This is a genomic window from Marinomonas colpomeniae, from assembly GCF_014803385.1.
Taxonomy (GTDB): Bacteria; Pseudomonadota; Gammaproteobacteria; order Pseudomonadales; family Marinomonadaceae; genus Marinomonas; species Marinomonas colpomeniae.
The window spans coordinates 142,893-143,189 of record NZ_JACYFC010000001.1; the positions used below are offsets into that span (position 1 = coordinate 142,893).

Genomic DNA, 297 nt, shown 5'->3' on the forward strand with positions numbered 1-297 from the left:
AAGTATTTCTATATAGGGTTAAAAAACAGAGAAAATAGTGAAGCTTTAAATTCATTAGAAGGTCTTCGGAAAGATTTTGTTTCAGCTTTAATTGGTTGTTTAAGTAACGAAAGTAAAAAAGATCTATGGTTAGATGCTATTAGTAACTTAAGTAGTGACCAAAATTTCGAAAATATGGGGTTAAGCATTCTTAACACGAGATACGCTAATCTAAAGAAAAAGCACAAAAATATTCAATCTGATAATGATGAATTCCAAGAGTTATTTTACCAGAACATAACTAATTATTTGCAACGC

General features: G+C 29.0%; 1 protein-coding gene. It reads left to right on the forward strand.

Annotated features, from left to right (window positions below):
* On the forward strand, window positions 1–297 hold a 297-nt coding region (locus IF202_RS17330), incomplete at both ends, for a hypothetical protein (RefSeq protein ID WP_456238037.1).